This window comes from Pirellulales bacterium (assembly GCA_035533075.1).
In the GTDB taxonomy this organism is placed as follows: Bacteria; Planctomycetota; Planctomycetia; order Pirellulales; family JAICIG01; genus DASSFG01.
Genome location: DATLUO010000138.1, coordinates 74,365 through 98,782 on the forward strand (window position 1 = coordinate 74,365; position 24,418 = coordinate 98,782).

The 24,418-nt window shown below is 62.5% G+C and carries 24 protein-coding genes; 16 read left to right on the forward strand and 8 right to left on the reverse strand.

Annotated elements, in window-relative coordinates:
- The first annotated feature begins 137 nt into the window (after positions 1–137).
- Positions 138–1,292, forward strand: a complete 1,155-nt coding sequence (locus VNH11_17760) for a hypothetical protein (GenBank protein ID HVA48216.1) — start codon at positions 138–140, stop codon at positions 1,290–1,292.
- A gap of 224 nt (positions 1,293–1,516) precedes the next feature.
- Here VNH11_17760 and VNH11_17765 read toward each other — a convergent pair whose 3' ends face one another.
- Entirely contained in the window at positions 1,517–2,188 is a 672-nt protein-coding gene (locus tag VNH11_17765) for a hypothetical protein (GenBank protein HVA48217.1), read from the reverse strand.
- Positions 2,189–2,398: 210 nt separating this feature from the next.
- Complete coding sequence (locus VNH11_17770; GenBank protein ID HVA48218.1) at positions 2,399–2,728, reverse strand: RNA-binding protein; 330 nt, start codon at positions 2,726–2,728, stop codon at positions 2,399–2,401.
- A 544-nt stretch (positions 2,729–3,272) separates the two neighbouring features.
- Here VNH11_17770 and VNH11_17775 point away from each other — a divergent pair.
- The gene (locus tag VNH11_17775; GenBank protein ID HVA48219.1) at positions 3,273–3,725 is read left to right on the forward strand and encodes an antitoxin Xre/MbcA/ParS toxin-binding domain-containing protein; all 453 of its coding nucleotides are present in this window, start codon (positions 3,273–3,275) and stop codon (positions 3,723–3,725) included.
- Here the strand turns inward: VNH11_17775 and VNH11_17780 are convergent, their stop codons facing one another.
- Entirely contained in the window at positions 3,726–6,269 is a 2,544-nt protein-coding gene (locus VNH11_17780) for a C45 family autoproteolytic acyltransferase/hydrolase (protein ID HVA48220.1), read from the reverse strand. It lies immediately after the preceding gene.
- A gap of 243 nt (positions 6,270–6,512) precedes the next feature.
- Here VNH11_17780 and rpsO point away from each other — a divergent pair, with 243 nt between their 5' ends.
- The 3 genes from rpsO (at position 6,513) to VNH11_17795 (ending at position 9,351) form a co-directional block, all read left to right on the forward strand.
- Positions 6,513–6,782, forward strand: a complete 270-nt coding sequence (gene rpsO / locus VNH11_17785) for a 30S ribosomal protein S15 (GenBank protein ID HVA48221.1) — start codon at positions 6,513–6,515, stop codon at positions 6,780–6,782.
- An 85-nt stretch (positions 6,783–6,867) separates the two neighbouring features.
- Positions 6,868–8,985, forward strand: coding sequence for a polyribonucleotide nucleotidyltransferase (gene pnp / locus VNH11_17790; protein HVA48222.1), 2,118 nt, complete (start codon positions 6,868–6,870; stop codon positions 8,983–8,985).
- 90 nt (positions 8,986–9,075) lie between these two features.
- On the forward strand, positions 9,076–9,351 hold the full coding sequence (locus tag VNH11_17795; protein HVA48223.1) for a hypothetical protein: 276 nt from the start codon (positions 9,076–9,078) through the stop codon (positions 9,349–9,351).
- 232 nt (positions 9,352–9,583) lie between these two features.
- Here the strand turns inward: VNH11_17795 and VNH11_17800 are convergent, their stop codons facing one another.
- Positions 9,584–9,799, reverse strand: a complete 216-nt coding sequence (locus VNH11_17800) for a hypothetical protein (protein HVA48224.1) — start codon at positions 9,797–9,799, stop codon at positions 9,584–9,586.
- Between the two features lie 101 nt (positions 9,800–9,900).
- Here VNH11_17800 and VNH11_17805 point away from each other — a divergent pair, with 101 nt between their 5' ends.
- Positions 9,901–10,332: a secondary thiamine-phosphate synthase enzyme YjbQ gene (locus VNH11_17805; GenBank protein HVA48225.1), complete on the forward strand. Its 432-nt coding sequence runs from the start codon at positions 9,901–9,903 to the stop codon at positions 10,330–10,332.
- Between the two features lie 58 nt (positions 10,333–10,390).
- Here the strand turns inward: VNH11_17805 and VNH11_17810 are convergent, their stop codons facing one another.
- Together VNH11_17810 and VNH11_17815 are read right to left on the reverse strand one after the other, a co-directional pair.
- Entirely contained in the window at positions 10,391–12,010 is a 1,620-nt protein-coding gene (locus VNH11_17810) for a hypothetical protein (GenBank protein ID HVA48226.1), read from the reverse strand.
- A 325-nt stretch (positions 12,011–12,335) separates the two neighbouring features.
- Positions 12,336–13,262 carry an ABC transporter ATP-binding protein gene (locus tag VNH11_17815; GenBank protein HVA48227.1) on the reverse strand — a complete coding sequence of 309 codons (927 nt, stop codon included), beginning with the start codon at positions 13,260–13,262 and terminating at the stop codon, positions 12,336–12,338.
- 258 nt (positions 13,263–13,520) lie between these two features.
- Here VNH11_17815 and VNH11_17820 point away from each other — a divergent pair, with 258 nt between their 5' ends.
- Complete coding sequence (locus VNH11_17820) at positions 13,521–14,225, forward strand: DUF1080 domain-containing protein (protein ID HVA48228.1); 705 nt, start codon at positions 13,521–13,523, stop codon at positions 14,223–14,225.
- 7 nt (positions 14,226–14,232) lie between these two features.
- Complete coding sequence (locus VNH11_17825) at positions 14,233–14,721, forward strand: histidine phosphatase family protein (GenBank protein ID HVA48229.1); 489 nt, start codon at positions 14,233–14,235, stop codon at positions 14,719–14,721.
- A gap of 25 nt (positions 14,722–14,746) precedes the next feature.
- On the opposite strand, the gene VNH11_17830 is transcribed toward VNH11_17825, so the two are convergent.
- The gene (locus VNH11_17830; GenBank protein ID HVA48230.1) at positions 14,747–15,475 is read right to left on the reverse strand and encodes an SDR family oxidoreductase; all 729 of its coding nucleotides are present in this window, start codon (positions 15,473–15,475) and stop codon (positions 14,747–14,749) included.
- A 190-nt stretch (positions 15,476–15,665) separates the two neighbouring features.
- Here VNH11_17830 and VNH11_17835 point away from each other — a divergent pair, with 190 nt between their 5' ends.
- From VNH11_17835 to VNH11_17855, 5 genes are all read left to right on the forward strand, one after another.
- Positions 15,666–16,943 (forward strand): class I SAM-dependent methyltransferase, encoded by a 1,278-nt coding sequence (locus VNH11_17835; GenBank protein ID HVA48231.1) that lies wholly within the window; start codon positions 15,666–15,668, stop codon positions 16,941–16,943.
- Between the two features lie 9 nt (positions 16,944–16,952).
- A complete protein-coding gene (locus VNH11_17840; GenBank protein ID HVA48232.1) occupies positions 16,953–17,876 on the forward strand; it encodes an NAD-dependent epimerase/dehydratase family protein in 924 nt (307 codons plus the stop codon).
- Between the two features lie 220 nt (positions 17,877–18,096).
- Positions 18,097–18,843 (forward strand): nucleotidyltransferase family protein, encoded by a 747-nt coding sequence (locus tag VNH11_17845; GenBank protein ID HVA48233.1) that lies wholly within the window; start codon positions 18,097–18,099, stop codon positions 18,841–18,843.
- Positions 18,840–19,877 carry a hypothetical protein gene (locus tag VNH11_17850; protein HVA48234.1) on the forward strand — a complete coding sequence of 346 codons (1,038 nt, stop codon included), beginning with the start codon at positions 18,840–18,842 and terminating at the stop codon, positions 19,875–19,877. The genes VNH11_17845 and VNH11_17850 overlap by 4 nt, the downstream gene beginning before the upstream one ends.
- A gap of 25 nt (positions 19,878–19,902) precedes the next feature.
- Positions 19,903–20,943 carry a hypothetical protein gene (locus tag VNH11_17855; GenBank protein HVA48235.1) on the forward strand — a complete coding sequence of 347 codons (1,041 nt, stop codon included), beginning with the start codon at positions 19,903–19,905 and terminating at the stop codon, positions 20,941–20,943.
- Here VNH11_17855 and VNH11_17860 read toward each other — a convergent pair.
- Positions 20,874–21,443 (reverse strand): hypothetical protein, encoded by a 570-nt coding sequence (locus tag VNH11_17860; GenBank protein ID HVA48236.1) that lies wholly within the window; start codon positions 21,441–21,443, stop codon positions 20,874–20,876. The two genes, VNH11_17855 and VNH11_17860, sit on opposite strands and share 70 nt — an antisense overlap.
- A gap of 215 nt (positions 21,444–21,658) precedes the next feature.
- Here VNH11_17860 and mtnA point away from each other — a divergent pair, with 215 nt between their 5' ends.
- The 3 genes from mtnA to VNH11_17875 all read left to right on the forward strand — a co-directional run.
- Positions 21,659–22,741, forward strand: a complete 1,083-nt coding sequence (mtnA, locus tag VNH11_17865; GenBank protein ID HVA48237.1) for an S-methyl-5-thioribose-1-phosphate isomerase — start codon at positions 21,659–21,661, stop codon at positions 22,739–22,741.
- A 62-nt stretch (positions 22,742–22,803) separates the two neighbouring features.
- Positions 22,804–23,349, forward strand: a complete 546-nt coding sequence (locus tag VNH11_17870) for a hypothetical protein (GenBank protein ID HVA48238.1) — start codon at positions 22,804–22,806, stop codon at positions 23,347–23,349.
- 683 nt (positions 23,350–24,032) lie between these two features.
- Positions 24,033–24,418, forward strand: a 386-nt coding sequence (locus VNH11_17875) for a hypothetical protein (GenBank protein ID HVA48239.1), incomplete at its 3' end; no start/stop codon positions are given.

The window sequence follows — 24,418 nt, forward strand, 5'->3', positions numbered from 1 at the left end:
ACCTAGTGCTCTGGCAGTCGCCCATCGAGGGACGGTGCAAAAAGCATTGTAGTAGAACGACGTCGGAATCGGTGGGCCGGCGCTCGCAAGCTCGCTGGTCCCACCCTACCAACGCTCGATATCCGCAGGATCGCCCCATGCACGGTCTCGTTCTTTCCACAGTTTGCCTGGCCACCTTAACATTCGCACCCGAAGCCGAAGCCGTGCGGGTGGTCGAGCAGCTCGGCGGCAAGGTCGACTATGACGAACAAAAGCACGTCGTGGGCATCGACCTCTTGCAGCGAGAGCCCAAAGACGACGACCTGAAGGCGCTGGCCGGTCTGACGCACCTGCACAGTCTCAAACTTTACGGCTCCGAAATCACCGATGCCGGCATGCCGCAGGTCGCGAAGCTCAGCGGACTCACCGAGCTCGTGCTCGAGAACACCGCCGTCACCGATGTCGGCCTCAAACTGCTGACGACGCTCAATAAACTGAAGTCGCTCAACCTGCGGCGCTCGAACACCACCGACGCGGGCCTGCAGTACGTTCGCGAATTTCCCGCCCTGGAGCAACTGCACCTGCTATTCACCAACACCTCGAACGCCGGGCTGGAACAGATCGCCGGCATGACCCGCCTCCGCATACTCGACCTGCGTGGTTGCGTGCAGATCTCCGACACGGGCATCGCCCACCTCCAGAACCTGACCAACCTCGAGCAGCTCAAACTTCGCAATCCCGGCGTCAACGATCCCTCGCTGAAATACATCGCCCACATGACCAAGCTGAAAGTGCTGGCGTTGGAAGACACCGGCATCACCAACGACGGCCTCAAGCTGATCCAAGACCTGCCGAACGTGCAGGATCTCGACGTCATGCGCTGCATCGGCCTCGACGACGACGGGCTGGTCTACCTGGCCGGATACAAGAAGCTCAAGAAGCTCTCACTGCGCGGAATCTATATCGACGGCACAGGACTCGGTGCGCTGAAAGAGTGCAAGAACCTGCGGACGCTCGAACTAAGCGAAACCCTGGTCAAAGACGCCGGACTGGAAAAGATCCACGGCTTCACAAGTCTGGTCGATCTTGATCTCTGGCACACGCGCATCACCGACGCCGGCCTGAAGCATCTGGAAGGTCTCAGGAACCTGCAGGCACTCAGCCTCGAAGACACGGCCGTGACCAACGAGGGGCTCGCCCATCTTTACGACCTGAAGAACCTCAAGTCACTGAACGTGAAGCTGACGAAGATTTCGCCGGACGCGGTCGAGAAGTTGACGGCCAAGCTGCCGGGGTTGAAGGTCGAGAGGTGATTCAACTCGCTGCGCGTCGCGAACTTGCTCCGGCCGATGCGTAAAGCTTCGCCAAACCCGGTACGCCGTACACCAACCCGAAGCGCCAGCGAGGAACGTGAAAAAGGCGGCAAAACCTCGCTTGCGCTTCGGGTTAGTGTGAAATGAGAACGGGTTCGGCGAAGCTTTACGCGGATGCCGCCCGCTTGCCGGGCGGAGCTTCACGTGGGCAGTCTACACTTGCCTCAGACTCTCAACTTGCGTCCGGCGAGCACGTCGTCCACCATCCGCAAAAGCTCGTCACCGCCGTGGGGATAAACAGCGTCGCCCAGCTCGCGCAACCGCTGGCGGTCGAAGCGCTCGTGGTTGCGCTGGATGATCTGAATGAAATCCGAGGCGTCGAGGTACAGCTTCGCCTCCGCTCGATTGCGAGAGACCATGTCCGCGAACTTGGAGGCGGCCGCCATCTCCACGTTCGGCACGCGGTGCCCGCCGGCAACTTGCACGGCGTTGTCGAACGCATGTTGGTAAAGATCGATCGGGCGCATCACATCGATAACCGGTTCCATTTTCGACGGATCGAGAAACCGCGCAACCACGGCGTGCTCGTCGACAAGCAGATCCGGGAACGCTTTTGAGATGGCTTTGACGCCCTTTTTGAAATGCGACTTGCGGACGACGACGTCGACGTCGTTCGTGGCGCGTGCCTGTTGCATCCAGCCGCCGATGCCATGCGCGCCGAACAGCACAAACTCCACACCGGCCTGATTCAAGGCGTCGAATACGTCGGCTGGATCGATCATCAGCACGGCCTCGGGATACATACGCGCAAAGACACGGCACAGCCCGCGGCTCGTTTCCAGGGCCGCTTGATGATCGACCGGACGGCGCGTGTCGATCGGCAAGTCGTGACCCATCCCAGGATCCGAACGGTGGTATTCGCGTTTTGTCAACGGTCGCTTCGACGGCGGCATGGCATTTCCATTATACCGCGCCGGCATCCCCGACGACGGACGAAATGATGAGGATGAAAGATCACGATGAGGGTGGCCGCCGGCCATCTCTCATCGCTTGTCCCTCATCCCTCATCGGTTTGCATTACGACCCGACGGTGCCCGCCGGCCGGATTAGTATTCCCGCGATCTTCCGCCGCCGTAACCGCCGTAACCGCCGCGGCCGCCACCACCGCCCCCGCCGCCGCCATCGGGGCGCGGAGTGCGTTCGCGGGCCTCGTTCACGGTCAGATTGCGGCCCTGGAACGGCGACCCGTTGAGCGCCTGCATGGCCTGCTGCGCGGCATCCTGGCCCTCCATCTCGACGAACCCGAACCCGCGCGAACGGCCGGTTTCCCGGTCCATGATCACCTCGGCCGAGCTCACCGGCCCGTAAGTGCCGAACAGCCCCTCCAGATCCGCATTGGTGACCGACCAGGCCAGGTTGCCTACGTACATCTTCATTCGAACGACCCTTTAGTAACAAACACGAAACAATGGCCAACCGTGGTGGAATCCACGGAGCGAACACACCAGAAAGCGAGAAGCGAGCATGGGCGGAAAAGAAGTGGACCAGGGCGGCCGGTTCAGCCGCGTGTCGATGGATTGCTCGCTCGGGACGATCGGGTCTTTTCAGCGGGCGTGCTGCCCGCTGGCGCTAAGAGAGACCCTACTGTTGGATTTCTATAATCGAAGGCGGCCCGCTTTGCCAGAGCAAAATCCAGATTTTCTTGGGCGCAGGGCAGGTGGAAAGCAAAGAGATCATCGCAATTGCGCCGAGAGCGAGACGAATTCTTGAGGTGTGCATCGCTGGTTCCATGAGTTTTTCAAAAAGGGGAAGTCGTAGGGAGCCATTATTGCCTCCGGACGATGGTCAATGCTAGCATGCGCGGCGACAAAAAACGGCTACTGCCGGTACTCGCCGACTCGACCGCATGCATTTTTGCATGTATGATTGAAGCTTCGGCGACGGTTCCGCCAATCAATGCAGCGAGAGAAAGAATCCGCCATGCGCAAGAAGAGCACTGCGAGGCCAAATGCCCGCAAAAAAGCCGCCACACGCCGGAAGCCGGTCGCCAAAAGGCGATATCGGCCCGCCGCGACCGTCTCATCGGGACAAGTTCCGCTCGTCGAAAGCGAGTCGGGGCGCGCCCTGCGGCTCCGCGCGCAGCTCGGCATGAGCCGCCAACGCTTCGCTCGTCTGGCGTCCATGTCGACTCGAAATCTGGCCTTCATCGAAAGCGGCAAGCCGCCCAGCGCCAACGTTCTTCGACAGTTGCATGGGATCCGCCGACTAATCGATGCGCTTTCCGAGGTGGTTCAGAAAGACGCGATTGGCCGCTGGCTGGAACAGCCCAACGATGCCTTCGAGGGGCAGAAGCCGATCGACGTCATCGAGCGCGGCGAAGTCGACCGCATCTGGCAGAGGATCTTTTACCTGCGGTCGGGTGTGCCAAGTTAGCTACGGCCCCACCGCGATGCACAACCGCCGCGGGCGGCGCCCGGCAGGATAGAGCATTATTTCCGCGGCGGGACTGTGGCGCTCGTCGCGGTGATCGATCGCGTGGTGCGTCGCCTCCGCGCTCAGGCCGGCGTAAACAACGACCTGATAGCGGTCGTTGAACGGGTTGGCAGCGGCAAAAACCACGGCACTCCGGGCATGCGCGTACGTCTGGCCCTTCAAGTCGAACGACGCTCTGCCGAAGCGGACCGGCAGCTCGCCTTCATCCTGGCACCGGGCCGCGACGCCGTTCGTCGCGGGCCGGCCGATCAACAGCAGATGGTGGCTGCGCAAGTCGTCTTCGCTCACCTCGTCCTCCGATTGAACGGGTACCGTGACGTTGCTCCAACGCCGGGCAATCTTGCGCTGCAACAGCGTGGCGGCTTCGCGCTGGAGATGAACGTCGTGCTTCGTGCCGTAGACGATCAACGCCTTGTCCGGCTCGGGATCGTAGCTCTCGATCGCCCAAAAGTGCCCGTCGGAGAGCGCCGCGTCGGTCTTTTCCTTCATCCAGGCATCGAACACGCTCGACAGCGACTTGCCCGCGGCTTTTTCGGCGGCGTCGCGGAACTCGGCGGTGCTCGTTTGCTTGCCGGCGTGGCCGCGGCCGAAGTCGTCCATGAAGCTGAAGAAGGGCCCGTCGCCCAACTCTCGCCGCAGCGCGGCCAGCAGGAAGACGCCTTTGCCGGCCGCGACGTCGTACCATTCGTTGGATCGCCAATCGAACTTGGTGGCATTCAGGGGCAGGTCGTGTCCCAGCCGGCGAACGGCCGTCAGCCAGCGCGACCGCGGAGCGAACAGATCGAGTTCGAGCCGCTCTTTCACGCGTCGCGAATGCTCGTTGCCGTGCTTGTCGTGCTTCACCTGGTAGCGAAGCGCCTTTTCGTGCGCCGCGATCTTCTCGTAATCGGCGAAGGCGGTTGCCAACCAGGTGTCGGCGTCGCTGGCCGCCAGTAGCGTGCCGTGCCAAGCAGGCGGATAGACGGCCCCGTCCAGCTCAAAGGGCGGCTTTTCGTCGTCGGGGAAGGGCTTCAGATCAACCGCCGGCTTCGCGTCGCCGCTCGGCTTGGCGGGCGCATCGACGCCCACCAGCGCCCAGTCGTTCGGCACCAGCGGAGCGATCGTGTCGTACTGCGAACGTTCTTCCACCGTCGGCTCCCAGATGCGCCCCAACGGCGGTCCAAACAACGCCCAACTCTTCAGTTCCTTAGCCAGTTTTGTCGTCGTGAACTTGGCGTCGCAGGAAGGAAAGGCGGCCAAGGGTGGCGTGGTGAACGCCTGGAAGCCGAAGTTGACGTCGATCTTGCCCGTGGCCCCCTTGCCAGTGGCGCTGTCGAACAGCCGCTGCCAGCAAAGGTCGCGGTCGCTGGGCCGCAGCACGAGATTGGCCGGCTTGTCACCCAGGCTGGGCACGGTCTCCTGCCGCACTCCCACGTCCTTGGCGTTGTTGCAGCCCCAATAAAAACCCTTGGTGCCGCCGGGCCATTGGTTCTTGCTGCTGCGCCAGAGCTTCGTCTGCCGGGTGCCGAGCTCGAACATGGCGATCTCGTTGGTCTTGATGTCGGCCAGCAGCCACTCGTTCGTATACAGGCCGTTGTTCGAGGAGTTGAGAATCTCGACGGCCCGGTCGATGGAATCGGCATATTGCAGGGCGCGGCGGATGCGCGTGGCCACGGTCAGGCCGTCGCCGTCGAACGTGGTCTGCCGCAGCGTGGTCTCGGCCACCAGCAGGCCGGCGTCGTTCATATAGTAGTCGAGTCCGCTCATGATCGCGCCCGGATAGCCTTGCATGATGACGCGATGGCCCTCCGCCGGCTTCACGTCGAGCCAGACGTTGAAGTGCCGCACGAAGGGAAGCTTGAACATGGTGATGTGGCCGAAGACGATGCCGCCGTCGGCCGTGGCGGGTCCAACCGCGGCGAAGGCGCTGCAATGGTCGTCGTCGGATTCATCCGAGGCTTGCACGTCGGGCGGTTCGCGGAACTTTTTTCCCTCCAGCCCAGTGGCGCTGGCATCGAGTCCGGATTGCAAGAACTCGACTTCGATGGCCGAGTTGACCGCCACGATGTCGACCAGGTCGAGCTTGCGGCCGTGGAACTTGGCCCCGGCGGCCGCGGCTCCGTCGGCGATGCCCTTCATTTCTTCCAGGTACTCGGCGTCGTAGCGTCGCAGAAAGAGGGCGTTGCTGAGCATCCGCATGTCGCGCCAGGCCTCGGCCGGACCTTCGTCGCTCTTGATGTCGGCCAACGTCTTGATGTAATCGACGATTTCGCCGGCCAAAAGTTGCCCGTGCTGGTAGCCCCGATCATAGGGTGCCCCCTCGATGTGCAGCACGATCCATCCGGCCTGTGGAAAGCGGTAGGCCGGCCCGCTGCGGACCACCGACGCCGGATCGGGCACAAAATCGGCCGCTGATGAGGCCGGAGCTTCAAGACCAAGGCAGACTGCCCCAACGCTGGCCAGCGCCGCCACGACAGCGAGATTCAAGGCCGATCGATGTGACATAAACTGCCTTTAGGTGATGGGAGTGCATGGTCTCAACCGCCGCGTCAGTATAATCGGGGTGGCACGCGATTGGCAGCGGCGCCGCTCGAAAGTTTTTATGGGTTGCAAATCCGCGCCAAGATGGTAAATTCAGCCCTTTAAGTTGTTACGAACCATGTAGGTAGGAAGAGTCTCAGCAACCTGGAACAGGCCGGTGCTTTGCCAAGCACGCGACGCTGGCCAAACGAGGAATTGCGGTAGCAAATGGCGATTACCAAAGAGCGAAAACAGGCCCTGATCGGTGATTTTCGGCGCGGTGACAACGACACCGGTTCGCCCGAAATCCAAATCGCGATCCTGACCAACAGGATCGGCGAACTGACCGGGCACCTGCAGACGCACAAGAAAGACTACGCCAGTCGGCGCGGTCTGCTCATGATGGTCAGCCGCCGCCGCCGTTTGTTGGACTACCTGAAAAAGGTCAGTCCGCAACGTTATCTCGATATCATTCGGCGTCTCGATATCCGCAAATAAGCATCCGGAGGACAGGTGTACCCCAGCAGTGCCCGAAACGCACTCTGGTGGCCGGCTGGGACGCAAACGCAAACAGGAACCAGCCTTGAAAGTACGTGTAGAACGACAAATCGGAGCGAGTACATTTTCCGTTGAAACAGGGTTTTTCGCCAAGCAGGCGGCCGGAAGCTGCCTGGTGCAATACGGCGAAACCGTCATCCTCGCCGCGGCGGCCACGGGCCCCGCACGCGAAGGCATCGATTTCTTCCCGCTCACCTGCGACTATCGCGAGCGGACGGCTGCGGCCGGCAAATTCCCCGGCGGCTTCTTGAAGCGCGAAGGCCGGCCGACCATGAAAGAGACGCTCACCAGCCGGCTGATGGACCGCCCCATACGGCCGCTTTTTCCCGACTGGTTTCACGACGAAGTGCAGATCCAGGCCAATGTGCTGGCCAGCGACCGCCAGAACGACGCCGACGTGCTGGCCATGAACGGCGCCTCTATCGCCTTGGGCCTTTCGCCGCTGCCGTTCCAGGGGCCCGTCGCCTCGGTCCGCTTGGGCCAGGTCAACGGCGAGTTCGTTCCCTTTCCCACGCAAGACGAACTGGAAGAGAGCGATCTCGACCTGATCGTTTCGGGCAACTACGACTCGGTGCTGATGATCGAGGGTTTTGCCCGCGAGATGAGCGAGGGCCGCATGCTGGAGGCCATCGACGAATGCCATCGGCTGATCCGCGAGATTTGCGATTTGCAGAACGAGTTGTTCCGCAAAGTAGGCGTGGAGAAGAAGGAATACGTCATTCCGCCGGCCGACGGCACCTACGACCTGCTTCGCCAGCGCTACTACGATGCCTTCCGGCAAGCCAAGCAGACGCCGGGCAAGCACACCCGTGCCGACGCCGTGACCGCGTTGAAGCAGCGTGCTTTGGCCGAAATGATTCCCGACCCGGCGGCCTCAGGCGCTCCGAGCGAAGGCCAGTTCAACCATGCCTGGCATGTGCTGGAAGAGCACATCGTCCGCGATTTGATTCTGGCCGGCACCCGTCCCGACGGCCGCGGCTCCAAGGATTTGCGGCCCATTCTCTGCGAGGTGGACGTGCTGCCGCGCGTGCATGGCTCGGCCGTCTTTCAACGCGGCGAAACCCAGGCGCTGATCACCGTCACGCTGGGCACCAACCGCGACGAGCAGCGCGTGGACGGGCTGATCGACGAGTATTCGAAGAAGTTCATGCTCGACTATTATTTCCCGTCGTACTCGGTGGGCGAAGTGCGGCCGATTCGCGGCCCCGGCCGGCGAGAAATCGGCCACGGCGCATTGGCCGAACGGAGCGTCAAGCCGGTGCTTCCCTCGCCCGACGATTTTCCTTACACGATTCGCGTCATTTCCGACATCCTGGAGTCGAACGGCTCCAGCTCGATGGCCAGCGTCTGCGGCGCCACGTTGGGCCTGATGGCGGCCGGGGTACCGATCAGCAACCCGGTGGCCGGCATCTCGGTGGGTCTGGTGAAAGAGGCCGACGACCGTTGGACGCTTCTGACGGATATTATCGGCGACGAGGACCATTTCGGCGACATGGATTTCAAAATCGCCGGCACGCAGCTCGGCATCACGGGCATCCAACTCGATCTGAAGATCAAGGGGATCAGCCGCGAGATCATCGAAGGCACGCTGGCGCAATCGCGCGAGGCCCGCATCGCCATCTTGCGGCACATGCTGTCGGCCATTTCGCGGCCCAACGAGGAGATTTCGGCCTGGGCGCCGCGGCTGTTGCGGACCACGATCAACCCCGACAAGATCGGGGCGCTCATCGGGCCGGGCGGCAAGACAATCCGCGGCATTCAGGAGGCGACCGGTGCGATCATCGAGGTCGAAGACGACGGCACGGTGACGGTGGCCAGCCACGACGCCGAATCGGCCGCCGCGGCCATGCGGAAGGTCGAGGCCCTGACGGAGACGGTCAAGGTCGGCAAAATTTACGAAGGCCGCGTGACGAGCGTCAAGGAGTTCGGCGCCTTCGTGGAGATTTTGCCCGGCAAGGACGGCCTGTGCCACATCAGCGAGCTTTCGGACGGCTACGTGAACAGCGTGGGCGACGTCTGCAAGGTGGGCGACGAGATGCTGGTGAAGGTGATTGCCATCGACGATCAGGACCGCGTGAAGCTGAGCCGCCGCCAGGCGATGGCCGAGGCCGAGCAGCCCGTCGGCAGCGAGAGCGGCGACTAAAAGGGCCCGAACACCGTGCATCTTCGGTCGAAATCGAGTGAATTGGTTTCCGGCTCGCTGTTGTGAGTTCTTCGCTTGAAGAGGACGGTCATGAAAGGCGTGAGCTACGTGATGGACGAGAAGGGTGAGCCGCAAGCCGTGCTGATCGATCTGGCGAGACATCGCCGGATTTGGGAAGACTTTCAAGACCTGTTGGTTTCGCGTTCTCGACGAAAAGAGCCTCGCGAGAGCTTGGCTGACGTGGAAGTGGAGCGAATCTTTCCCGCGATCCGCAAGCTGGCCGATATAACCCACGGCCGAAGGGATGCCGGAAGCTCGGTGGCGAGCAAGCGACCTATCGCATTCGCGTTGGCAATTACCGCGTGATCTACGAAGTCGACGACGCGGCTCGACAAGTGTTGGTTACTCGTGTCCGGGACCGTAAAGACGCGTACCAGTAGCCTCCGATCAGGTGCGAAACGAGAATCTGCCTGTTTCCTTGAAAGTCCATGACGCCAGCCGCGCAGCAAAAAGCCAACCGCTACCGCCTAACGAACACCTGGCAACCGGAGTCGTCGTGCGGTAGCGGCTGGCAATTTATCGTTTCAGACGGTCAGACCTACTCGCGGGGACGAACCGCGCCCGTCAGGCCGCTGTAATCGGCACGGTCGTCTGGATGCCACAACGGCACGCCGGCTTGCACGCGCTGGGCCAACATCTCGAGTTTTTCCGCCGAACCGGCCGGCGCCTCGGTGGGCACATACTCGTCGGTCTCGTGGGGAACAAAGTCTTCGTCGTGACCGAATTCCAAGATCGCATCAAATACGTTTCGCATCGCTTAAGTAGCTCCTCCCTAACGATTAACTCAAAGCATGTTATTCTTACAGAGAGTCGGCCGTTGTCAAGCATTTTGAGAAAAAACAAGGAGGACCGACTGTGGCCTGGCTCCAACGCGACCTTCAGCTTTCGCCCCACCCGCGAGGTTTCCATCTCATCACGCGGCAAGTGGTCGAGGCGCTGCCCGAACTGGCCAAATTCAAGGTCGGCCTGCTCCACGTTTTTATCCAACACACGTCGGCCTCGTTGTCGATCAACGAAAACGCCGACCCGGACGTGCCGCTCGACCTGGAGCGGTCGTTCAACGCGCTGGCTCCCGAAGATTTTCCCCACCGGCACACCTGCGAAGGGGCCGACGACATGCCGGCGCACGTGAAAGCCGCGCTCCTGGGCAGTTCGGTTTCCGTTCCCATCCGCGATGGCCGCCTGGCATTAGGCACTTGGCAGGGCATCTATCTTTGCGAGCACCGCAATCGGGGCGGCGCACGCAGTCTGGTGTTGACGGTCCAGGGAGAACGGGACACGGCATAATGCGGGAAGAGATGAGAGATGCCTAACGCCCTTATCCCTCATCCCTCATCCCTCATCGCTATCTCTGCACATGCAGGTGCGGCAGCTTCTCGCGCAATTGCCTGATGCCTGATTCGGTCACCCGCGTGTCGGCGACGTTCAGCGATTTGAGCCCGGTGAGCCCGGCTAATTCGCTCAGCCCCTCGTCGGTAATGCCGGTGCCTTGCAGCGACAATGCTTCCAGCTTCTTCAAGCCCTTGAGCTGGGCAAGGCCCTCATCCGTGATGCTCGTGCCGAGCAGGCTCAGCGCTTTCAAACTCGAAAGCTTGCCGATGGCGGCCAGGCCCGCGTCGGTAACGCGGGTTCCCACCAGCGTCAGCGCTTCCAGCTTTTTCAACGCGGTGAGCGCCGGCAACCCGTCGTCGTCGATGCGCGTGTTGTAGAGATTGAGTTCGACCAGGCTCGTGAGGGCCTTGAGTTGCGCCAGGCCGGCATCGTTCAAGGGCGTGTCTCCCAGATCGAGCACCTCCAGCAGGCTGAGCTTTTTCAGGTTTTCCAGGCCGGGGCCGCGAACGCGGGTGTGCCGCAGCTCGAGCTGCACGAGACGCGTCAAGTTGGCGAGATGCACCAGGCCGTCGTCGCTGATCTCGTCGTCTGCCAGGGTCAGCGTGGTCAAGTAAGACAGGCCCGACAGCGACTTGAGCCCGGCGTCGCTGACCTGCGTGCCCAGCAACACGAGTTCTTCCAGGCCGTTCAGAGCTTTCAAGTGGGCCAGCCCCGCATCGCCGATCCGCGTCATGCCGAGATCGAGCAGCCGCAGCTTGCCAAGCCCCGCCACCGCGGCCAGGCTCTCGTCGTCGATTTGGGTGTCGGTCAGATGGAGCCGCACCAGGCTGGTCAGCGATTTGATATTTTTTAGACCTTCCGGGCTAAGTGCCGTGAAGCCGAGGTCGAGGCTCCTCAACTTCTTGAGCTTGCTCAGCCGGCCGAGTTGCGTCCCTTTCACGCCCGTGTGCCTCAGAATCAACGATTCGAGATGTTCGAGGCTGCCGAGCTGGCCGAGTCCGGCGTCGGTCAGATGGGTGGCGCCCAAATCGAGCGACTCGAGGCTGGTCAGCTTTCCGACGTGCTCCAGGCCGTCGTCGGCGAGGCGGGTGCGAAAGAGGTGCAAGTTCTTGAGCTTCTTCAGATCGACCAGGTTTTCCAGTCCGCTGCCGGTGATGGGGGCGTCGGAGAGGGCCAGGTCTTCCAGATCGGTCAGCTTTTTCAGGTGGGCCAGGCCCGCGTCGGTGACGTGCGTGTTGAAGAGCGTCAGCGTCTTGAGTTTCGACAGTCCGCTGAGATGGCTTACTCCTTCGTCGGAGAGGCGTGTGCCTCCGAGATCGAGCCACTCCAGGGCCGAAAGCCGCTCGAGATGGGCCAGTCCTTCGTTGCCGACAAAGGTGCGCCAGAGGCTGAGCCAGCGGAGGTGCTTCAGGCCGTCGAGCAGCTTCAGGTCGTCGTCGGTGGCCCCGGTATTGCCGAGATCGATTTTCACGATCGGCTTGCCGTCGAGCTTGGCGTCGACTTCGGCCGAGCCGCCAAGCGATCGGATATGCTCGATGATCTTCTGTTGGTCCGTGGCAGGAATGGCCGTCGCCTGCGACGACATGACCACAAACAGAGCAAAGACTGGACACAACGCTGCGGAAAACCTCATGGATACCTCACTGGAGCCGACGAAAAGGGGCCACCTTGGCACGCCCAAGTAGAATAGCCCGCAGGAAGGCCGGTAGCAAGTTTTCCACCGGCGCAGGCGGCAACAATTTTGCCGGCGGTGTAGATCGTCAGGTGGTGGCTGGGGCAAAGCTGGCCGAGATTAACCGGCGACTTCCAAGAACGCGTTGACGGCCAGCGATGCCCCAGTGGCACGATCCGGGGCATCGGTTGGCCGCAAAGTCGATCGGTAGGTTCGACCTCACCGGGCCAACCTCTGCCCCAGCCACCGCAGCGGCGACGGGCCAGGAGGCCCGCCCCACGGGGCCCTAGATTACCAGCCCCTTGGTGACCAGCATGAACACGTCTTCCAGCGTCGGATCTTTCTCCGCGAACGAGTGCATCCGCACGCCCGAGGCGATCAGCCGTTCCAGCAGTCCGGCCACCTGGTGATCTTCGGCCGCCAACTCGGCCGTGATCTTGTGGTTATCGACCTGCACGTCGAGCGTTTCGGGCAGGCTGCGGACCATCGACAAGGCCGTGTCGAACTTCTCCAGCACCCGGATTTCGAGCATCCGATTGCGCTTGATGCGGCGATAGACCTCTTCCATCGGGCCGTGCATCAGAAGCTGGCCGCGCTCGATGATGCCGATCGACGTGCAGCAGTCGGCCAATTCCGTCAGGATGTGGCTCGATATCAAGATGGTCTTGCCCATCCGCCGCAGCTCTTTGAGCAACGCCTTGACCTCCAGCCGGGCACGCGGGTCGAGGCCGCTGGACGGCTCGTCGAGGATCAAGACCGGCGGATCGTGGACCAGCGTCTTGGCCAGGCAGAGCCGCTGCTTCATACCGCGCGACAGGCCGTTGACGTAGTCGTCTCGCTTGTGCGTCAGGTCGAGCAGCTCCAGCACGTCGCCGATCACCTGCTTCCGCTTGCCGCGCGGAATCTGATAGGCCACTGCGAAAAAGTCGAGAAACTCCCAGACCTTCATGCCGTCGTAGACGCCGAAGTTGTCGGGCATATAACCCACGCTGCGGCGCACGTCGAGCGGCCGGCGCGTGACACTGTGGCCGTTGACGATCCCTTCGCCGTGCGTGGCCTTGAGCAGCGTGGCCAGGAAGCGGATGGTGGTGCTCTTCCCCGCGCCGTTGGGGCCGATAAAGCCGAACATCTCGCCCGCCTCGATCTTCAAATTCAGGTGATCGACGGCGGTGAAATCGCCGTAGTTTTTTCCGAAGTCGATGAGTTCAATCATTTTCCCAGCCAACCTTTGGCGAACACGTAGCCCGCTCACTCCGTGAGCGGAACGGCCCTTCAATGGAACCCGTCCTCCGCTCGTAAAGCGTTTCACGCCTGCCACGCCGGTCCGCTTGCGGAGCAAGCGGGCGACGGGCCACCTCATTATTGCCGTTTTTTTGTCGCCGAATAGACTGGTGACGACAGGGTCCGAGCAATTAAAGTAGTAAGCATGCTCCCGGTTCCGCAACCCGTGGTTTACTTCGCAGGTGCTCCCATGTCGCGTTTCGTGTTGATTCGGATGGCCACCCTAACATCCCTCCTGTCGGTCCTGCCGTGTCTGCCTTTGGGGGCCGACGAGAAGCCGATTGAAGCGATCAACGGCATCGATCTTTCAGGCTGGAAGATCAAGGGCGAGGCGAGCAAGAGCCATTGGACCTTGGGCAAGGCCTCCCTCAAACCGTCCGATCCGGCGCAGATCGAGGTGGCCCCCGGCGGCAAGGAGCTGATCAACGGCGCGGGCGGCGGCGTCGACATCTATACCGAGCAGAAGTTCGGCGACGTGTACATCGAGTTGGAGGTGATGGTGCCCAAGGGTTCCAATTCGGGCATCTATCTGATGGGCGAATACGAGCTGCAGGTGTTCGATAGTTTCGGCAAGGAGTCGCCGAGCGAGCACGACATGGGCGCCATTTACAGTGCCAGCGTGCCCAAGCTGAACGCCGCCAAACAGCCCGGCGAATGGCAGAAGTACGAGATCGACTTTCGCGCCCCGACCTTCGACGGCGACAAACGGACCGGCCCGGCAAAGTTCGTGAAAGTGGTGCTCAACGGGCAGCTCATTCAAGAAAACGTGGAGATGAAAGGGCCGACGCCCGGCGGGCTGACCGGCAAAGAGTCGGCCGCCGGCCCGCTGTTGTTTCAGGGCGACCACGGCCCGGTGGCATATCGGGCGGTCAAGATTACTCCGACGGCAAAATGACCTTGTCATGAAAATCTATGTTGTGCGGCATGCTTGGGCCGAAGAGCGCGACGAGGCGGTCTATTCGAACGACGACTTGCGGCCATTGGCCCGCAGGGGCCGCAAGCGGTTTCGCCGGTTCGCCCGGCGGCTGGCGAAGCGGGGCCTCGACGTGGCGCACATCGCCACCAGCCCGCTGGTGCGTTGCCGCCAGACGGCCGACATTCTGGCCGAATATACCCTCAGCGAGCCGCTGATCACCGAGCTCGACGCGCTGCGGCCCGGCAGCCAGCTCGACGCGTTGCTCGATTGGACGCGCAAGCAAGAAGGCCAGGACGTGGCTTGGGTGGGCCATGCCCCCGACGTCGATCAGCTTGCCGCCGCGCTCATCGGCGACGCACGCGCCGCCATTCGCTTCGACAAAGGCGCCGTGGCGGCAATCGAATTCAGCGGCCCGCCCGTCGCCGGCCAGGGCGAGCTTTGCTGGCTTGCCGTAGCCGAGCTACTGAAGTGCTGAACGCTCGCCAAGGCGAGCGGTCCGCTTATCCGCGGCCGACGTAAAGCTGCTGGTGCGGCAACACGATCGCCTCCAGCATCTCGACGTGCGGGGGCAACGAGGCCATCAGGACCGCCACTTCGGCAATCTCGTCGGGCGTCATCATCGGCTCGGCATCTTCGGGCTTGTCGGTGTGCCGCCGCTCCACGTGGATGTTGCCCGGATGCAGGCAGCCACAGGTGACGCCGAACTCGCGTCCTTCCAGCGCCGTGACCTGCGTCAGGCCCCACAGGCCGTGCTTCGACGCCGAGTAAGGCGCCGATTGCGGCCGGACGCGCTGGGCCGAGATGGACCCGATGTTGACGATGCGGCCGGTGCGTTGCGGCTTCATGACGCGCAGGGCCGCCCGCGTGCAGAGAAACGGCGCCCGCAGGTTGACGGCGATCACTTTGTCCCAGGTCTCCGCCGACATTTCGTCGAGCGGTCCGCCGTCGAATGCTCCCGCGTTGTTGACCAGCAAGTCGAGTCGTCGATATCGCTCGACCGTCTGCGCAAACAGCCGCTCGATGAAGCGTTCGTCGGTGATGTCGCCCGGCACGGTGAATGTGCCGGCGCCGTGGCCCGCCAGCATAGCGGCCGTGGCCGCCAATTCGTCTTGGCTTCGGGCGGTAAGCACGACCGCGGCGCCCTGCTGTGCCAGTCCAAGGGCGATTGCGCGACCCAGTCCGCGTCCCGCCCCGGTCACCATCGCCACTTGGCCCGTCAGTTTGTTCATGCGTCACCTTCTTCCCATCGTGTCAGCGGCAAAGAAACCGCCGCGATTGTAGCCTCGCGAGAGACGCATTTCTACTAACTGGTCTTGCCCCTGCCCACCGCTGTCGATACTCTTCGCGCCAGCGGTCCGCTTTTCCAGGACAGTTCGTCCGCCCGTAGCTAACATGGCGAGAGGTCTGGCTGCCATCAGCATGAATACCGACTCCCTTGCGTCAGGCCTCCCCCAAACCGCCTCGCTTTTCCTGCCCGCGACCAGCGGCACAGCGGCCGGCTGCCGCGTGTGCGACTCCCGGCGCTTGGAGCCGGTTATCGATCTCGGACGCCAGCCGTGGTGCAACCACTTTCTGAAGGCCGACGAGATCGGCAAAGAACCGTGCTATCCCCTGCGCGTCGTCTATTGCCACGACTGCCGGACGGCCCAGCTTGACTACACCGTCAAGAAGGAAACGATGTTCGGCGACCACACCTACTTGTCGGGCGTCACCCAATCGCTCTCCGATCATTTTCGCACTGTCGCCGTCGAGGTCGATTCGCGGTTCTTCGCCGCGCGGCCCGGCCCCAAGTCGGTGCTCGACATCGGCTCGAACGACGGCACGCAACTCAAACATTTCCGCGCGCTGGGTTTCAACGCGCTGGGCGTCGAAAGCTCGAAAACCACGGCCCGACTGGCCCAGGAGGCCGGAATCGAGACGCTCAACGAGTTCTTCAACCTCGAAGTCGCGCGGCGGCTGAAACGAAAGTTCGACGTCGTCAACGCGGCGGGCGTGTTCTTTCACCTGGAAGAGCTGCACTCCGTCAGCGACGGCATCCGCGAGCTGCTGGCGCCCGACGGCGTTTTTGTGGTCCAGTTTCTCTACATGAAGCGGATCATGGAAAACGTGGCCTTCGACCAGATCTACCACGAACACCTCCTCTACTACAATCTGCAGACCATCGAGGCGCTCTTGTCGCGGCACGGTCTGTCGCTGTTCGACGCTTACGTGGCCCCCATTCACGGCGGCTCGGTGATCGGGTTTGCCACTCACCAGGGGCGGCGGCCGCCCAGCGAGCGGCTGCAAAAGCTGCGTGCGGCCGAAGCGGCCCATGGCTCCAATGAGGCGTCCGCCTATCGCATTCTGGCCAAGCGCATCGAGCGGATGAAGGAAGACAACCTGGCCTACCTCGAGAATGCCCGTCGGGCCGGCAAACGCGTGTTTGGAATGGGGGCGCCGGTGAAGGGCAACACCCTGCTCAATTACTTCGGCATAGGCACCCAGTACCTCGAATGCCTGGTGGAGAAGAACGAGCTGCGGCGCGGCCTGTTTTCGCCCGGCATGCACATTCCCGTTCGCATCGAGAAGGAGCTTCCGCAACCGCCGGACGTGTATTACGTTCTGGCCTGGAACTTCAAGAAGGAAATCCTCTCCAACAACCGGGCGTTGATCGACCGCGGCGTGGAATTCTACTTTCCGGTCAACCCTCAGGAGTGAACGCGGCCGATGCGGGTTCTTGTGACAGGCGGTACGGGGTTCCTGGGGACGGCGCTGTGCGCGCAGCTTGCGGCGCGTGGCGACGAGGTGCTGCGCCTCGGCTCGAAGAATTGCGACTTGACCAGGCCCGGTTCGCTCCACGCCTTCGATGGGAAGAAATACGACCAGATTTTTCATCTGGCGGCCTGGACGCAGGCCGGCGATTTCTGCCTTTCGCACCCCGGCGAACAATGGCTCATCAACCAGCGCATCAACACCAATGTGCTCGACTGGTGGCAGGCCCGGCAGCCGCAGGCCAAGCTGATCGCCATGGGCACGAGCTGTGCCTATCCGCCCGACGGCGAGCTTGGCGAAGACCGCTTTCTCGACGGCCTGCCGATTGAAAGTCTCTTCACCTACGCGATGACGAAGCGGATGCTCTACGTCGGCCTGCTCGCTCTGGCCCGGCAATTTGGGCTGAAGTATCTCTGTCTCGTCCCGTCGACGCTCTATGGCCCCGGTTATCACACCGACGGCCGGCAAATGCACTTTGTCTTCGACCTGATTCGCAAGATCGTGCGTGGCAAGCTGTATGGCGAGCCGGTCGTGTTATGGGGCGACGGCTATCAGTCGCGCGAGTTGGTGTTTGTCGGCGACTTTGCCCGCATCGCCCTGTGTTTGGCCGAGGGAGTAGACAACGAGCTGGTGAACATCGGGGCGGGTGAAGAGTTTACGATCCGCCATTTTGCCCGGCTGATTTGCGAGCATGTGGGCTACGATTTCGGCGCCATTCAGTTCGACACCAGCCGTTATGTGGGAGCCCGCTCAAAGTGCCTGGCCGTGCGGAAGCTCCAACGGCTTTTGCCCGGCATCCGGCTGACGCCGTTGGCCGACGGACTTGCGGCCACGATCGACTGGCTGACGGCGGAAGAAGCGAAACGGCAGGCAGCGTAGGGTGGAAAAAGCGAGCTGGCGAGCGCCGGCCCGCCGATTTGAGGCGTCGGGTTTCAGGCGTCCGGCGTCAGGACAAACCACCTGACGCCTGATGCCTGATGCCTGATGCCTGATGCCTGATGCCTTACGATGGTGGGCCGGCGCTCGCAAGCTCGCTGGTCCCACCCTACGACTTACGCACGATAACTAACCTCAGACACCGCCCCGTTCGTTGTGATCTATGATGACCAGTCCCCTTAGTCCCAAATCGAGCTGTGCCGTCATCTTGGCCGGGGGATTCGGCACACGCATCCGCTCTGTTTGCCCCAACCTGCCCAAGCCCATGATTCCCGTGGCAGGCGAGCCTTTTATCGCATGGGTTCTGCGCTATCTTGCCGGGCAAGGGATTCCGAATTTCGTGATTTCGCTGGGCTACCGGGCCGAGGTGGCCGAAGATTATTTCCGCACGCGCCCGACCGGCGGGGGCTCCCTACAGACCGTGCGCGAAAACAAGCCGTTGGGCACCGGCGGAGCGTTGCTGATGGCAGAGCCGCTTACAGAAACAAGCGATCCAGTGGTGCTGGCCAACGGCGATTCCTTGGTGCTGGCCGACCTGTCGGGCGCCTGGCGTTTGCTCCGCGAAGAGTCGGTCGACGGCGTCGTTATCGGCATCGAAGTTGACGATGCTTCGCGCTACGGCCGGCTCGAAACGGCCGCAGACGGGCGGCTGCGGCGCTTCGATGAAAAACAACCCGGCCCCGCGGTGATCAACGCCGGCATCTATCTTTTCCGCAGACGGCTGCTGCACCGCTTTCCACAAGCGACGCCCTTGAGCATGGAACGCGACGTGTTTCCGGCACTGTTGTCCGGCGGCGCCAAGCTGATAGTCCACCGCTGTCGGGCACCTTTTCTCGACATCGGCACTCCCGAAAGTCTCGGCCAGGCCGATGCTTTCATTCGTCAACACTTCCGTCAGGTGGCGGCATGATTATCAGCAAAACGCCGTTTCGCATGAGTTTTTTCGGCGGGGGCACCGATTACCCGGAGTACTTCACGCGCCATGGGGGCGCCGTACTGGGCACCGCGGTCGATAAGTGTACCTATCTCGCCGCGACGCGGTTTTATTCGCGCCTCTTCGACTATTCGATCCGGCTGGCCTACCGGCAGGTCGAGTGCGTTTCCGACCTGGAAAAGATCGAGCACGCCCCGTTGCGAGAGTGCCTTCGCTGGGTGGGCATTACCAAAGACATCGAAGTCGACTGTGTGGCCGAGCTTCCGTCGTCCGTCGGGCTGGGCACGTCATCGAGCTTTGTGGTGGGCGTGCTGAACGCACTCTATGCTTTCCAGGGACGCCTCGTTCACCCGCTCGATCTGGCCTATCAGGCCATCGAGTTGGAGCGCGACGTGTTGGGCGAGTCGGTCGGCTGCCAGGACCAGACGTTCGCCGCCATGGGCGGCTTCAATCTGATCGAGTTTCGCACCACCCGAGACATCGTGGTGCATCGCGTGCCGCTGGCGGCCGATCGCAAGGCCGAGTTCGAGCAGCACTTGCTGGTGGTTTACAGCGGGCTGCGGCGGCGCGCCAGCCAAGTGGCGGCGCAGCAGGTGAAAAGAATCGACCGCAACGTCCAACAGCTCAAGAAGATGCGGCAGATGGTCGACGACGCCTACGACATCCTGGCCAGCGGGCAAAGTCTGGCCGGCTTTGGCCGCCTGTTGCACGACGGCTGGATGCTGAAGAACTCGCTGTGCGACTCCGTCTCGAACGACGCCATCAACCACATCTATCAGCAAGGTTTGGAAGCAGGGGCCTTGGGCGGCAAGCTGTTGGGCGCGGGCGGCGGCGGGTTCGTGCTCTTCTTTGTGCCGCCCGAACGCCGCGCCGACGTGCTGCGGGCACTGGGACCCTTGGAGACCATCGCGATCGGTATCAATGCTCCCGGGACGCAACTGGTGCATGCATCCGTCGTGCCGCATTCGGGCCAGGACCTGGCGCCCGCGGCGCGGCTCAACGTGGCCTGATTCTGTTGCAACCGTGAGACAAGCGATGCGCTATCAACTTTTGGCGTCGACGGTGCGCCGCACCACCACACGCACCTGGGCTCGCGGCGGAGAAGAAGCCGGCGAGATCTGGCGGATCGAAGTCGATGTCGATCGCCTGACGCTTGACGTCGTACACCGGCTCAAACTGCCGAGCTTTCACGTGTCGCCGCTGGAGCGGTTCGCCGGCAAAGGAATCGCCGTCCTCAACGACGCCGTGGCCGTGGCCACCTATGATTCGGTTTGCCTCTACGACCGCTCGCTGGGGCAACTGCTGGCGCAGCGCAGCCATCGCTTGATGGGCGATCTGCACAGCTTGAGCGTCGAAGGCGAATTCCTGTATGCCACGTCGCCGCTGGCCAATGCCATCCTGGCCCTCGACCGCGATTTGAACGTCGTCTGGGCCTATTTGGGGCACGAGGATGACGAGTTGTGCCAGCGCGTCGGACTGACCGACGACGCACGGGCGCGCCCCAAGCTGTTCGCGGGCCAGGCCATCGACTACCGGTTCTACACCGGCAAGGATCTCGACCTATTCCACTTCAATCATCACTTTTTCGTCAACGGAGAATTGATCGTGAACGTGCCGTCCCGCGGCCGCTTATGGAATGTGACGCGCGGCGATTGGTTCCTGTCTCAATTCAATGTCGGCGATGCCTGGGACGGTTGTTTTCACGACGGCGTTTACCTGCCCAAGCAGGGCCATTACGTCAGCTACACGGACAGAGGGACGGTCAACAAGCACCATCCCCGGACGGGCGCTCTCATGGCTTCGGTATCGGCCGTTCCCGATCACCAGCAATGCGGCCCGGCGCGGACCGGTTGGCTGCGCGGGCTGGTGCATCTCGAGGGCGAGTTGTTCCTTGTGGGCCAGAGCGGGCCGAGTTTTGGCCTGGTCGATTTCGAGCACCAGACGGTGCGGAAGTGGTGGAGCTTCGGCGAGAGCCAACTCCATTCGTTCTTCGCCCTGACCAAGTTTCAGGCCGCGCGGGGCGGGGCGGGCAGGTCCCGCGAAAAGGGGCGAAGTTCCCCGGTTTTCGCCCCTTGAGCCGCGAGGCGCTCGTAGACCTGGGCCACAATCGACGCCGCGTTCAATAACAAGTGGTCTTGCACGTCGACGCTCAGCTCGGCCAGCCGTCGAGACAAAAGCTGCTCCACAGATTCCAAGAGCGGCGCGCCAAACGTGGCCATCGAAGCGGCATGCTTTTGCAGATCCTCGTGCAGGTTGCCGGCTTGCTCGGTCAGCCGCCGAGCGAGCAATTGCTCGACCGATTCCAGCAGCGGTGCGCTGATGGCCGCCATCACAGCCGCATGCCGTTGCGCGTCATCCTGTAGGTCGCTCGTTTGCTCGGCCAACCGGCGAGCGAGAAGCTGCTCGACGGATTCCAGCAGCGATCCGCTGACCGCCGCGCGCGATGCTGCAACTCGCGAGGCATCGTCGGCCACGGCGCGCAGCCGCTCTACCTCGGCGAAAGTCGCGGAAAGCCGATGGTCAAGCTGTTCCAGTTTCCCAAGCGCGCCGTCCAGGCGCTCTGCTTGTGCGACCATTTGCCGATGGAGTTGACCGTGCCAGCGGTTGCGGACGGTCCTAGCCAGAGCTCGGAGAGGATCGAGCCAATTCATTCTCTGCCTGTGTGGTCCCTTCTCACCCGGTGCCGCGGATGGTAGCGTTTTTGGGCGGCAACGCCAACATCGCCCTAGGGTTAGGGAGCACGCTTTTTTTCGACTACTCCGCAGGCCGAGAACGTGCAAGGATTCAGCCTATGGAGGCGTTTCAAAACACGACGGCGGTGGCTTGGGTCGGCGGAGTGCAGGGCTGCTTGCGGCTGATCGATCAAACCCGCCTGCCTACCGAGCTTGCCTATCTTGACTGCGCTGAGGTCACGGCGGTTTTTGAGGCCATTCGCAGTCTGCGGGTCCGCGGACCCCCGGCCATCGGTATCGCGGCCGCTTATGGCGTGGTGCTCGGGGTGCGGACCGCCGCTGCCACATCGGGGCAAGACCCGGTAGGCGAATTCTTTCAACGCCTTGACGAGGTGGTCGCCTATCTCGCCCAGAGCCGTCCCACGGCGGTGAATCTTTTTTGGGCGCTGGAGCGGATGAAACGCCTGGCCCACGAGTGGCGAGGGCGCGCGCCGGCTGGGGAAATCGCCGAGCGGCTGTTGGACGAAGCACGTGCCATCCACGAAGAAGATCGGGCGATGTGCCGTGCCATCGGCCGTCATGGCGCCGAATTGCTGAGCGACGGCCAGGGCGTGTTGACGCATTGCAACGCGGGCGGGCTGGCCACGGCCGAATACGGCACCGCCCTGGCGGTGTTCTTCGCCGCTCAGGACGCCGGCAAGCGGTTGCACGTCTATGCCGACGAGACCCGCCCCTTGCTGCAAGGCGCGCGGCTGACGGCCTGGGAATTGAAGCAACGGGCGATCGACGTGACCCTGATTTGCGACTCAATGGCCGCCCAGGTCATGCGCGAAGGCCGCGTGCAGGCTGTCGTGGTCGGCGCCGACCGCATTGCCGCCAACGGCGATACGGCCAATAAAATCGGCACCTACGGCGTCGCGGTCCTGGCCGCCGCGCACGACATTCCGTTCTATGTGGCGGCGCCGACCAGCACCTTCGACCGGTCGATCGCCGACGGCGAGACGATTCCCATCGAGCAGCGTCCGGCGCAAGAGATCACGCACGGGTTTGGCCGACAAACGGCCCCCGATGGAATCCAGGTCTACAATCCGGCCTTCGACGTTACGCCAGCCAGGCTGATTAAGGCCATCATTTGCGAACGGGGCGTCATCGAACCGGTGGATCGCCCGACCATAGCATCGGTCTTAGGCATTGGGCTTTAGGTCTTGGTTTCCAATCCCCAACCTCCAACCCCCAATCCACAAAATATGACCTACCCTTGAACATGGCTGCGCAGAAGCTACCCGCGATTTTCGTCACCGACGAACACCTGCTGATTGGGGAGGTGGAGACGCGGGGGCTTCGTCTCTTGGAAGTGCTGATCGATCCCAATTCCGAGTACGTCTATCTGAACGACGTACACGTGGCGCGCCGCGAATCGAAAGCCAGCCGCCTCACTTTGCTGAAACAAGTGGTGGTCCGCAAACAACTCGTGCGGCTGGCCGTCTTGGGCGGGGGCCGGCACGAAGCACCGGAAACCAGGCGGTTCGCCTTCGTCGATAAGAAGAGCTACCCGACGTTCCTGATCGTGTCGGGCTATGAGATCGAAGGCCGGCTGCAACTGAGAGGGTCGGCCGACCCGGTTTCGGCCATGGCGCACGAGTTGAAGAGTTTTATTCCGGTCACACAGGCCAAGATCGGCCATGCGGGCAGCAAGGGCGATCCCCTCACGGCGGCCGTCGTGCTTTGCAACCGCGACTATATTTCCCTGTTTCACATCGGCGAAGAGTCGCCCGTCGCCAACGAGAGCGCCGCCGCGCTAAGCCGGTAGCCCGGATTATTCATGAGGTGGTCGCCGCGGAAGCGGCGACAGTGTCGGGGACGCGCGCGTGGTCTCGGTGGCCGTCGCGGTCGCGATGGGCCGACACCATCCCCTTTCCCCCAGTTCGGAAAGCGAAGAACTGGCTGACCGCCCGGCATGGCGTACTCCGTTTAACCATCCTTTCCCCGAATCATCGCCGCATCCCTGGCGAAAGGCAACCGTCGGCGTCGGCGGCGCGGCACACTTGCGCAGCCCCTTGCCGGAGAGACAGCCGTCTTATCCAATGGCCGACATCGAAGCCATTCGCCAACTGATGGCGCCTCCAACGCCTGCCCAAAAGAGACGTATCGGTTTCGGCGTGGCGCGCGAGTAGCCGCGATTCGGGTGCTCTTTGTCGTTCGTGGTGTCGGTCGGGTGGGGAGGAGGCAGGCCTCCGCCTGCTTGCATTCACCGCCCAGTCTGCTAATCTACCCGCTGCCGCGCCTGCCTGCGTCGGGCACGCGCGTGAAGCACCTCGCGGTGAGTTGGCGGAGGGCATCGGGTGAGCAACGTTCGTGGCCCCGAAGGGGCGTTCTTCGATCGCCTAGGGGCGCAACCTCGTAGCGTAAGCGTCCTCGCTTGCGTCCGTAGGCCCGAACGGACGTCATTCCGCAGACGCGCCGCGCAATTGCCTTTCCGACCAAGAGGCCGCCATGCCTAAGCGCACCAGCAAGACCGGCGGCGAGCTGTTCATTGTCGACAATAGTGACGACGACTGGAAGGTGCTCCGTTACCTGCGCGACTGGTGCGATCTCTCCAAGGGCCTCGACGTCGCCACCGGCTACTTCGAGATCGGCTCGCTCTTGGCGCTCGACGGCCAATGGCAAAAGCTCGACAAGATTCGCCTCCTGATGGGCGACGAAGTCTCGAAGCGCACCAAGGCCGCCTTCGCGCAGGGAAACGTGGCAGTCTTCGAAGGGCGTTGGCAGCCTTCGAAAAAGCACCAGAACGAAAGGTGGCGGCCTTGGCGCAAACTTTTGGCGCGAGTTGGCCATCTTCGAAACTTCGCCAGTTGCGCGTCTACGCTGGCGCTCGGGGC